9 protein-coding genes are annotated in these 10,501 nt (G+C 63.8%); all 9 read left to right on the top strand.

All coding sequences use genetic code 11. From position 1 onward, the window contains the following. The first annotated feature begins 273 nt into the window (after positions 1 to 273). A complete protein-coding gene (gene folK / locus TX78_RS03185) occupies positions 274 to 1,308 on the top strand; it encodes a 2-amino-4-hydroxy-6-hydroxymethyldihydropteridine diphosphokinase (protein WP_049897397.1) in 1,035 nt (344 codons plus the stop codon). Further along, positions 1,305 to 1,862, top strand: a complete 558-nt coding sequence (locus TX78_RS03190) for a DUF3180 domain-containing protein (protein WP_049897398.1) — start codon at positions 1,305 to 1,307, stop codon at positions 1,860 to 1,862. The genes folK and TX78_RS03190 overlap by 4 nt, the downstream gene beginning before the upstream one ends. Further along, positions 1,852 to 2,364: a PH domain-containing protein gene (locus TX78_RS03195; RefSeq protein ID WP_044493709.1), complete on the top strand. Its 513-nt coding sequence runs from the start codon at positions 1,852 to 1,854 to the stop codon at positions 2,362 to 2,364. Before TX78_RS03190 ends, TX78_RS03195 begins: the two co-directional genes overlap by 11 nt. Further along, complete coding sequence (locus tag TX78_RS03200) at positions 2,364 to 4,172, top strand: PH domain-containing protein (protein ID WP_049897400.1); 1,809 nt, start codon at positions 2,364 to 2,366, stop codon at positions 4,170 to 4,172. Before TX78_RS03195 ends, TX78_RS03200 begins: the two co-directional genes overlap by 1 nt. A 31-nt stretch (positions 4,173 to 4,203) precedes the next feature. Beyond that, entirely contained in the window at positions 4,204 to 5,121 is a 918-nt protein-coding gene (locus TX78_RS03205) for a Rossmann-like and DUF2520 domain-containing protein (protein ID WP_044493710.1), read from the top strand. Between the two features lie 80 nt (positions 5,122 to 5,201). Beyond that, a complete protein-coding gene (panC, locus tag TX78_RS03210; protein ID WP_044494312.1) occupies positions 5,202 to 6,113 on the top strand; it encodes a pantoate--beta-alanine ligase in 912 nt (303 codons plus the stop codon). A gap of 110 nt (positions 6,114 to 6,223) precedes the next feature. Further along, the gene (locus tag TX78_RS03215) at positions 6,224 to 8,239 is read left to right on the top strand and encodes a M13 family metallopeptidase (protein WP_044493712.1); all 2,016 of its coding nucleotides are present in this window, start codon (positions 6,224 to 6,226) and stop codon (positions 8,237 to 8,239) included. 33 nt (positions 8,240 to 8,272) lie between these two features. Further along, positions 8,273 to 9,817 carry a lysine--tRNA ligase gene (lysS, locus tag TX78_RS03220; RefSeq protein WP_044493713.1) on the top strand — a complete coding sequence of 515 codons (1,545 nt, stop codon included), beginning with the start codon at positions 8,273 to 8,275 and terminating at the stop codon, positions 9,815 to 9,817. Positions 9,818 to 10,155: 338 nt separating this feature from the next. Then, positions 10,156 to 10,458, top strand: coding sequence for a histone-like nucleoid-structuring protein Lsr2 (locus TX78_RS03225; RefSeq protein WP_044493714.1), 303 nt, complete (start codon positions 10,156 to 10,158; stop codon positions 10,456 to 10,458). The last annotated feature ends 43 nt before the right edge of the window (positions 10,459 to 10,501 follow it).

A 10,501-nucleotide genomic window follows, 5' to 3' on the forward strand; every position in this document is an offset into this window, starting at 1 on the left:
TTGAAGAGCCGCTATGTCCGGACACCCGCCCCGGACCCCGATGGCAACGTGGATTATGGCTATGTGGACAGCGGCTGGGGCTGATGTGCCACACCGTGCCGACGGAGTCACTCGCTCCGCGGCCCCGGCCAGCGCCGATTCCGGCAACGCTGCCCCCGGTTGGCACTGAGTTTCTGCCGTCATCTCCACCCTCGGCCAGTACCTGTGGCGTAGCCTGGGAGAAGCACCAGCTAAGGCACGGATCTCAAGCGGCAGTAAGAAAGTGAGTGCACGATGGGCAGCGACCTGATTCGTCTCACCGGCCTTCATATCAGTGGGACCCATGGTGTCTTCGACTTCGAGAAGGAGAACCCGCAGCCTTTCACCGTGGACGCGGAGCTGGGCGTTGATCTGCGCGCCCCCGGCCGCAGCGACGAGTTAGCCGACACGATCTCCTATGCCGATATTGCTGACCTGATCGAAGAGATCGTCAGCCGCGAGCGCTTTGACCTCATTGAGGCCATTGCCGAGACCATCGCCCGCTCGGTGCTGTTCTTCGACGCGCGCATCCAGCACGCCCAGATCACGGTGCACAAACCCCAAGCACCCATGACGCAGAGCTTCGACGACGTCTCAGTCACTATCCACCGGACTCGCGATGACCTTGAGCGCACGGTGGAAACGGTGGGCACCGGCAGTATGCCGCGGATCGTGGTCGACGACGCTGAGCACCTGCGCGACCCTGAGCTGCCCGCCCAGTTCGCTGTTCGCTCGGTGCTGGCGCTGGGCTCCAACCTCGGTGATTCGCGAGCCACGCTGAGCTCAGCGGTGCAGTCGCTGGAAGTTCACGAGGACGTCGTCGTGGTCAACGCCTCCCCGGTGGCGCAGACCAAACCGGTTGGCGGTCCGGAGAATCAGCGCGATTACCTCAACCAGGTGGTCGAGATTGAAACGCGGCTCTCCCCGCATGCACTGCTGGACCTGGCTCAGCAGATCGAGGCCGAGCATAACCGGGTGCGCGAAGAGCGCTGGGGCCCGCGCACCCTGGATGTGGATATTGTCACCTACGCCGGTGCGGTCATTGACTCACCTCGGCTGCAGGTCCCGCACCCCTCCGCGGCAGAGCGGGCCTTCGTGCTGCTGCCCTGGTCATGGATGGACCCGGTGGCGCTGCTGGGCGGACGTCCAGTCCGTGAACTGGCAATAGAAGCCCCGGATTTCCAGGACGTGTGTCGCCAGGAGGAGCCCGAGCCGGGCAGCCCAGACGACGACGCGGCCTCACCTGGTGTTGACCCCGGCGCTGATGTCACGGGAGCGACCCCCGAGTGAGCCGCCTCCACCCGGTATGGCTGCTGATCATCAGCGCAGGTGCTGCGCTGCTGGGGTATCTCGCCACAGTGGGCATGATCTCTGCCGGGCACGGCTCGCCAGTGCTGCCGATGTCCTCAGCAGTCACCCTGGTCGGTGTGGGCCTGATCGTGCTGGCACTGGGGATCCTGGTCTGGTGGGATCAGCGCCGTTTGCTCAAGGCCGCAGATGAATCCCGGCGTCGTTCCCGGGCCGGGCAGCCGCCATCGTATTCGGCACCTGCGCGCAGACTGCACCCGCTGCAGGCAGCACGGGTGGTGGCCGCGGGCCAGGCCTGCGCCTACGCGGGGGCGCTGATCGCGGGCTGGCACGGCGGAGTGCTACTGCACCTGGCACCGGCAGCAGGTGCCGGAACCCCCAATGTCACTTCATCCTTAGTGATGATGATCGGCGGTCTGATCTGGGTGATTATTGGTTTTGTGGTGGAGACCCTGTGTCGGATCCCACCAGATAATGCTGCCCCGCCGCAGGACGGCGAGACGACCACTGATGGAAATGAGGGATATGCGCTCTGAGGCGATCGATCCGGTAGGCGTGGAGTGGACCCGGGTGGATGAGAAGTACATCACCGTACGATTCATCACCGGGATCATTGGGTGGCTCATCACCTTCGCAGCCATCGGTGTGCCGCTGGCGCTGGGCTGGGTCAATGTCTGGTGGTCCCCGCCGCTGTGGGTGCAGATCCCTGCGATCAGTGCTTTGGTGCTGTGGGCCGTAGTGGATCTTGCCCTGATCCCACGCCAGGTGCGCGCCATCGGCTACCACGAGCGTGAGGACGATCTGCTGATCCGCAAGGGCCTGCTGTGGCAGCAGGTGGTGGCGGTCCCTTATGGTCGCCTGCAGTACGTGGATATTGAGGCGGGTCCGCTGATGCGCCGCTTCGGGTTGTGCCAGGTGCAGCTGAAGACCGCCTCAGCCTCCACCGATGCCACTATTCCCGGTGCTGTCCGTTCCGAGGGTGCGCGGCTGCGCGATGAGCTCTCCGCCCGCGGTCAGGCGCGATTGGCTGGACTCTGATGAGGGAAGCCGACGACGACGCCCACGTTCAGCACCCAGCCCCCGAGCCGGGGCAGCAGCCCGCCGCAGAGGGAGCCGCGCCGGCCCAACCAGCAGAACCGACCGGGCCAACGGGTTCCGAGCCTCCCACGGAGAAATGGTTCGATGAGTCGTGGACCAAGGTCCATCCGCTGAGCCCGTTTGTGCGCGGCTGGCTGACCATCGTCGGCATCCCGGCGATCATCTTCGGCTACAACTGGGAGCTCTGGGCTGATATCTGGCAGGCCTGGCGCTCTGGTGAGCTCACCGCAGGGCTGGAACAGAATCCCACGCCCTATCTCATCGGCGCTGGAGTCTTCATGCTGCTGGTGGTGCTGGTCTTTGGCGGCTATGTGCTCTCCTGGTGGTTCACCCGCTACCAGGTCACTGATGAGCATGTGATGGTCAAGTCCGGGATCTTCGTGCGGCAGCACCGGCAGGCTCGCATCGACCGGGTTCAGGCCGTTGATCTGCGCCAGCCGCTGTTGGCACGCATCACCCGGTTGGCGGAGCTGCGCTTCGAAGTTGCCGAGGGAGACGGTACCGCTGCCACGCTGGCCTTCCTGAAGAAGGACCAAGCCGAGGAACTCCGCACTGAGATCATGGACCGCGCCGCTGGTCGCAGCCCCGCCTCAGATGCAGAAACCGCCGCCGGCCATTCCGCGGGCCCGTCCTCACCGGTTGACGCTGAAGGTGCCGACGGTGCCGCCCCCATTGGAGCAGACACGTCAGGGGATCACGCGGCCGAGAACGCCGACCGCGGCGTCGTCGCCCCTGCGGCGTCCCCGGTACGTCCCGGCGTGCAGGATCGCGTGATCGCCCAGGTTCCGGTGGGCCGGCTGATCGGTTCCGTACTGGTAGGCGCGGGTACCATCATCTTCCTGGTGCTACTGGCCTCCTGGGGCCTGGCGATCGGGGGCATCGGCTTCGCGGTGTCGTTCTTCACCGGCGACGATGCGAGTGAAGTGTGGGGGGCATTCGGTGGCGTGACATTCTTGCTGCCGCTGGCCATTGCCGCGGTCTTCAGCTATTACAACGAGTTCTCCTCCGGCTTCCGCTTCACTGCCACCATGACCGGGGCCGGTCTGCGCTTGAAATACGGGCTGCTGGAGACCAATACGCAGACGGTCCCGACAGGGCGCGTGCAGGCCATCCAGATTCAGCAGCCCATGCTGTGGCGTCCCTTCGGCTGGTTCAAGGTGGTGGTGACGGTTGCCGGTTACGGACTGGACAGCCGCAGCACGCTGCTGCCGGTAGGCCGGCGCGAGGACGTTATGACCATGGCCGCGGAGATGTTCCCGGATCTGCAGATCCCCAATCCGGAAGAGATGTTCATCGAGGGTCTCACCGGCACTGGAGTCCAGCGTGGCTTCACCGAAGTTCCCGCCCGGGCCAGAATCTTCGACCCGTTGGTGCGCCGTCGTCGTGGATTCTTCGCCACACCCGCTGCTCTGATGATCCGTGACGGTCGGCTCTCTCGCCGCCTGACCATGGTCCCCCACGAGCGAATTCAGTCCTCATCCCTGCACCAGGGTCCTTTTGCCCGGATGACCCGGATCGCCACATTGCACCTGCACCTGCCCTCAGGCCCCTTCCAGGCGCGCATCAAGAACCAGGACCTGCAGGCGGTAAAGGACCTCTTCGAGTTCGAGGCCGGCCAGGCCGCCGTCGCCCGCCGCATGACCGACCGGAACCAGTGGATGCTTCCCGAGGAGCTGCGCGAGTTCGAGAAGATGGTGGAGCAGGTCCAAGAGGAGCATAACGACGACGCCCGCGCCCCGTTGAGCTGAACACCGTCAACGCTGGGTAGGCTGGTCCGCTGTGAGCAACCCCATCGACCCCTATGCCGCTGAACTTCCTCCGGCCCGGCGCGATGGCCGGCTGGGCGTCGGCGTGATCTCCGCAGGGCGAGTCGGCGCCGTCCTCGGGGCGGCGCTGCGCAATGCCGGTCACCAGCTGGTGGGCGTGCATGCAGTCTCCGAGGCTTCCCGTGACCGTGCCGAGAGTCTGCTGCCGGAGGCTCCGGTGTTAGAAATTCCGGAGATCCTGCGTCGGGCGGAGCTGGTCCTGCTGGCGGTGCCTGATGATGCGCTGCCGCCGCTGGTGAGCGGTCTGGCCGAGGCCGGACATTGTCAGCCCGGACAGCTGATCATTCACACCTCCGGCCGCTATGGGGTGGGGGTGTTAACCCCGGCTGAGCAGGCTGGGGCCATCACTTTGGCCATCCACCCGGCCATGACGTTCACCGGCATGAGTGTGGACCTGGATCGGCTTTCTGCCTGTGCTTTCGGAGTGACCGCGGATGACACGGTCCTTCCGGTGGCGCAGGCACTCGCAGTGGAGATGGGTGGGGAGCCGGTAGTGATCGCTGAGGAGGATCGCGGCCTCTATCACGCAGCACTGGCGCATGCTTCAAATCATCTGAATATCCTCTCTGCCCAGGCCAGTCAGCTGCTGACCGGGATCGGCGTGGATCAGCCTGAACGGGTGCTGGGGCCATTGATGCGCGCGTCGCTGGATAACGCGCTGGCCGCTGGTGAGAGTGCGCTGACGGGTCCGGTGGCCAGGGGAGATATCGGCACTGTGCAGCGTCATCTTGAGCTTCTTGCTGATCCGCAGTTGCCCGCTGATCTACGTGCGGCCTATTCGGCCATGGCACGTGCCGCCACCCAGCGTGCCCTGGATCGCGGCCTGATCAGTGAGGATACCGCTGCTGCATTATTGGATGTCCTACCCTGATCTTCTAGGGCTGCCGCGGTGTGCGCAAAGCCACCTCCCAACGGTCAAATCGCGGCCCCAAGGGTGACTACACTGTCCGGGTGAGAAAACCGCAGGTCTTCACCACGGTCCAGGACTTCCGCGCCGCTCTGGCCGAGTTCGTTCGCCGCCACTCCGCTCTCCGTCCCACTGTGGGAATGGTGCCCACCATGGGTGCATTGCACAGCGGACATGGAGCACTAGTGGCCGCCGCCCGTGAACAGGCAGATATCGTCATCGCCAGTATCTTCGTCAACCCCTTGCAGTTCGACGACGAGACCGACTATCAGCACTATCCGCGCAGTCTGGATACTGATCTGCAGCTGCTGGGAGAACAGGGCGTGGATCTGGTGTTCGCGCCCACGCTGGAGGAGATGTACCCCGGCTTCCCGGAGACCCCGCAGGTCAGCCTCACCGCAGCAGAGATGGGTCGCCTCTGGGAGGGAGCCTCCCGCCCCGGGCACTTCGACGGTGTGGTCACCGTAGTCGCCAAACTCTTCAACATCATGGCGCCGCCGTCGCCGGCGAAGCTGCACGCCTGGTTCGGCCAGAAAGACGCCGAACAGCTGGCCATCATCACTCGCATGGTCCAGGACCTGAACCTGCCGGTGACAGTGCGCTCTCTGCCGATAGTCCGGGATGAGAACGGCCTGGCGCTCTCCAGTAGAAATCAGCGGCTTTCTGTCGAGGATTACGAGGCCGCCCTGACCATTCCGAAGTCACTGTTCGGGTTGAGGCAGAACGTAGAGAACGGGGACCCGCTGGGGCTCGACGACGCCGTCGCAGCGCTCAATGAGGCCTATGGTGTGGACCTGGACTATCTTGTGGTCGTGGACCCCGCCACCCTGCAGGAGCTGCCGCCTGAGGATGGCCCCCTGCAGCAGGAGGCTCTGGCGATGATCGCCGCGCGGGTGGGACCGGTGCGACTGATCGACAATATGGTGCTGACACCCGCCTCCGCCGCCCGGCGCTGATCGGTTGCAGCCGCAAGAGGTGCGCTGCGGCTGCCGGTAGGCCTTCACGCTCAGCCGAATGTGACGCAGGAAGCGCTCGCGTCACCCGCGCGGCGGTAGATTGGTGTGTCATGAGCACCGCTGCGTCTTTCCCCCATATCGATGAGTCCGTCCGCCCACAGGATGACCTGAACCTCCACGTCAACGGTCAGTGGCTGAAGACTGCGGAGATCCCTGCAGATCTGGATGCCTACGGGTCCTTCCTGCAGCTGCGGGATAAGGCCGAAGCCGATGTGCGGGCCATCCTGGAAGACGCCGCAGAAACTGCGGGCAGCTCCGCTGCAGCAGATGACGACGACGCTATTGCCCAGCGCATCGGCACCTTCTACGCCGCGTTTATGGACGCCAAGCGGGTCGAAGAGCTCGCGCTCGCTCCCATTCAGGACCTGCTGGAGCAGATCGAGACGGTCGGCTCAGCCGCAGAGCTGATGCGCCTCTCGGCGGCATGGCAGCGCCGCGGAATTGACGGCCTGCTGGCCGCAGGCGCCGTGCGCGACGCCGGCAATCCCGAGCGCATGCTCTGGCATATCTTCCAGGACGGCCTCGGCCTGCCCGATGAGGCCTACTACCGCGAAGACACCCACGCGGAGACACTGACGAAATACCAGGAACACCTGGTCCGTCTGCTCACTCTGGGAGGACGTGAGGACGCCCAGGAGGCGGCTGCCGCCGTCGTCGCCCTGGAGAAGCGACTGGCCTCCTATCACTGGGACCGGGTCACTACCCGCGATGCTCAGAAGCGCTACAACCTGAAGACCCGCGCGCAGGCCCTGGAGCTTATGCCGCTGCTGGAGGAGGCGATCAACGGCTGGGAGCTCACCGAATTCCAGGCTGCTGAGATTGTCATCGGCCAGCCCGATGCGCTGCCCGGCTTCCAGCAGGCCCTGACCGAGGAGCCTCTGGAGTCCTGGAAGCACTGGCTGCGCGTGCAGCTGCTGCGTGCTGTTGCCCCGCTGCTGCACACCGAGCTGGTCAACGAGCATTTCGACTTCTACTCCCGCACGCTCAACGGCACCCCGGAGCTCAAGGACCGCTGGAAGCGCGGCGTGGCGCTGACCAACGCACATCTGGGCGAGGACGTGGCCCAGATCTATGTGGCCCGCCATTACCCTGCAGAGGCTAAACAGGCGATGGATGAGTTGATCGCTGCGCTGATCGAGGCTTACCGGCGTTCCATCTCCCGGCTGGAATGGATGGGGGAGGCCACCCGCGCCAAGGCGCTGGAGAAGCTGGAGTCCTTCCGGCCACTGGTAGGTCATCCGGCGCGCTGGATCGATTATTCCGCCGTGGAGGTCAGCGCTGACGACGTCGTCGGCAATGTGGCTCGGGCAACTGAGGCCGCATGGGAGCGCGATGTGCGCAAGATCGACGACGGCCCGGACCCGGAGGAATGGCATATGACTCCTCAGACGGTCAACGCCTACTACCACCCGCTGGAGAACGTCATCTGTTTCCCAGCGGCCATCCTGCAGCTGCCGTTCTTCAGCGTGGAACGGGATATGGCGCAGAACTTCGGGGCCATCGGCGCAGTGATCGGACATGAGATCGGCCACGGCTTTGATGACCAGGGCTCCCGCTACGGCGCCGATGGTTCACTGACCAACTGGTGGACAGATGAGGACCGCGCGGCATTCGAGGAGCGTACTGCGAAGCTGGTCGGCCAGTTCAATCAGCTCAGCCCCACCGTGCTTGGCGATGAGCACACAGTCAACGGTGAGCTGACCCTGGGGGAGAACATCGGTGATCTCGGCGGCATCGGTATTGCCCACCAGGCCTATAAGCTCTGGCTGGCGGCGAAGAATCAGGACATCAGCATCGCTGAGGTGGCCGGTCCGGATACCCAGGACGACGACGCCGCCGAAGGCCTCACCGGGGATCAGCGCTTCTTCTACGCCTGGGCTCAGGGCTGGCGGCAGATCATCCGGCCCGAACGTGCGCTGACACTGCTGAGCATTGACCCGCACAGCCCCGCAGAGTTCCGCGCCACCCAGCCGGTGAAGAATGTGGATGCCTTCCATGAAGCCTTCGGCACCACAGAGGGCGATGGCATGTATCTTCCTCCGCAGGAACGGGTGACTATCTGGTAGGGCATGTTCTACTACGCCGCGTAGAATGGCGGGGTGAGTGACCAGAATTCCGCGCAGCCCCAGACCGATGCCGCCCAGATCGATACCAATGACCAGCGTGCGGTGCGCATGGATAAGCGTGCCCGGCTGCTGCAGCAAGGACGTGCCGCCTACCCGGTGACCGTTCCTCGCAGCGCCTCGCTGGCCGAGGTTCGCGAGCGCTTCGACGGCAAGGTAAAAGCAGGTGAGTCCACCGGGGAGACCGTCTCGGTGACCGGACGTGTGATGTTCATCCGCAATACCGGAAAGCTCTGCTTCGCCACCCTCCAGGAGGGCGGCAGCAACGGCGACGGCGTGCGCCTGCAGGTCATGCTGTCATTGGCCGAGGTGGGCGAGGATGCGCTGGCGGAATGGAAGTCCCTGGTGGACTTGGGCGACCACGTCAGCGTCACCGGAGAGGTCATTGCCTCTCGCCGCGGTGAGCTCAGCGTCATGGCCACCACCTTTGAGCTGGCCTCTAAGGCCATCCGGCCGCTGCCAGTGCTGCACGCAGACCTCAATGAAGAGACCCGTGTCCGGCAGCGCTATGCGGATCTGATCGTCCGTGATGAAGCACGTCAGATGGTCTACCAGCGCGCGGCTATAGTTCGCTCCATCCGTGACACCCTGCACTCACATCAGTACGTGGAGGTGGAGACCCCCATTCTGCAGCTGATCCACGGTGGCGCCCAGGCGCGGCCCTTCGAGACCCACCTGAACGCTTTTGACCAGGACATGACCCTGCGCATCGCCACTGAGCTCTACCTCAAGCGGGCCGTGGTCGGTGGGATCGACCGGGTCTATGAAATCGGCCGGGTCTTCCGCAATGAGGGCGTGGACTCCACGCACTCACCGGAATTCACCATGCTGGAGTCCTATGAGGCATGGGCCGACATGTACGTCATGGCGGAGCGGATGCAGGAGATGATCCGCAATGCGGCCGACGCCGCCGGAGTGGGTCGCCAGATCCAGACCGATAAGGGTGTGGTGGATCTCGACGGCGAATGGAAGTGGCTCAGTGTCTACCCCGGCCTCTCCGAGGCAGTGGGTCAGGAGATCACCCCGGACACCGACGCTGAGATCCTGCGCGCGATCGCTGCAGAGCATGAGGTCTCCATTGACCCAGCCTGGGGTGCGCAGAAGCTGGTGATGGAGCTCTTCGGCGAGATCGTGGAGCCGCAGCTGCTGCAGCCGACCTTCGTCTGCGACTACCCGCCGATCGCCCAGCCGCTGGCCCGTGCACACCGTGAGAAGCCCGGTGTGATTGAAGCATGGGACCTGATCCTTGCCGGCATGGAGACCGGTACGGCCTTCTCCGAACTCATCGATCCGGTGATCCAGCGTGAGCGGCTGGTGGAGCAGTCCCGCAAGGCTGCTGCAGGAGATGACGAGGCTATGCAGGTGGATGAAGATTTCCTTCGGGCCCTTGAATACGGTGCTCCGCCTATGGGCGGTATTGGCCTGGGTATTGACCGATTGGTGATGCTGTTCACAGGGACTGGAATCCGGGAGACAATTCTCTTCCCATTGCTCAAGCCAGAGGCTCGGTCAGGGGACTAACAATGGACAATTTCTGGATGTACTTCGAGGTCCTGGCACCCTCAATTGGTGTAGGGCTGGTGTTCTGGCTGGCGATTCGCTCGATATTCCGTGCCGACCGAAGCGAGCGCGCCATGGAAGCAAAAGTCAGGGAAGAAGTAGCACGTAAATATGAGTCAGGCTCAAAGTAGGCTGAATTTTTCCTGAAGATTTTCTGGCTTGACGGGAATTACTAATTCCTGGCAGACTGCCAGCGTTGTGCTCGCGCTTTTTTATGGCGCAATGTGATTTCAACGCGACTATGAGGTCCCCATTCAGGAGCGCCTCATCGCGTGACTTAAAGCAGTGAGGTGCTGTTAATGGCAAAGAAAATTGAAGAGGTCTTGGTTGACGATCTTGACGGTTCGCCGGCAAAAGAGACCGTGACCTTCGGCCTTGACTCCCGCTTCTATCAGATTGATCTCTCTGAAGAGAACGCCAAGGAACTGCGTGAGGCGCTGAAGAAGTACGTCCGCAAGGGACGCCCGATCGCCCCGCCGTCGCCGCAGAATGAAGCCAAGCAGATCCGCGAGTGGGCCATTGCCAATGGGCATCAGGTGGCCAAGCGTGGACGACTGCACCGCGACATCGTTGAGGCATACCGCAATGCCAAGAAGCGCTGACAGCTGAGTCAGTCTTCCCACGATTTACTGGCTCTTCGCAGAT

The organism is Nesterenkonia massiliensis (assembly GCF_000455245.1).
GTDB lineage: Bacteria > Actinomycetota > Actinomycetes > Actinomycetales > Micrococcaceae > Nesterenkonia > Nesterenkonia rhizosphaerae.